At 68.8% G+C, this 513-nt stretch carries 1 protein-coding gene; it reads right to left on the reverse strand.

Going from position 1 to position 513, the window contains the following annotated elements; translation table 11 throughout:
- Positions 1-513, reverse strand: a 513-nt coding sequence (locus tag IH00_RS43885; RefSeq protein WP_039946585.1) for a GAF domain-containing protein, incomplete at both ends; no start/stop codon positions are given.

The following is a 513-nucleotide window of genomic DNA, read 5'->3' on the forward strand; positions in this document are numbered from 1 at the left end:
CCTCCAGCAGCTCGTCGGTACGGGCGTTCGCGACGATGGTGTTGACGTTCACCCCCAGCGTTTCCATCAGCTGCTCGAGGAAGTCCCGGTGGACCGTGGTGAATTCCTCGAACGACGCCAGCTCGATGACGCCCAGCACCTGGTCCTCGACGACGATCGGGACCACGATCAGGCTGGCCGGCGCCGCCTGGCCGAGCCCGGAGGAAATGCTGACGTAGTGATCGGGCAGGGCCTTGACGGCGATGGTGCGGCGGCTGCGGGCGGCCTGCCCGACGAGCGACTCGCCGAGCCGGAAGCGGGCCTGGCCGGTGAAGCCGGACGGGCGGCCGTACGAGCCGACCAGGGTGAGCTGGATGCCGTCGCCGGCCTCCTCGGCCAGGTAGAAGGCTCCGTACTGGGCAGCCACCAGCGGCGTCAGTTCGTCCATCACGAGCTCGGCGACCACGGACAGGTCGCGGTGGCCCTGCATCAGGCTGCTGATGCGGGCGATGTTGGACTTGAGCCAGTCCTGCT

The sequence above is a fragment of the Streptomyces sp. NRRL S-118 genome (genome assembly GCF_000716335.1).
Taxonomy (GTDB): domain Bacteria; phylum Actinomycetota; class Actinomycetes; order Streptomycetales; family Streptomycetaceae; genus Streptomyces.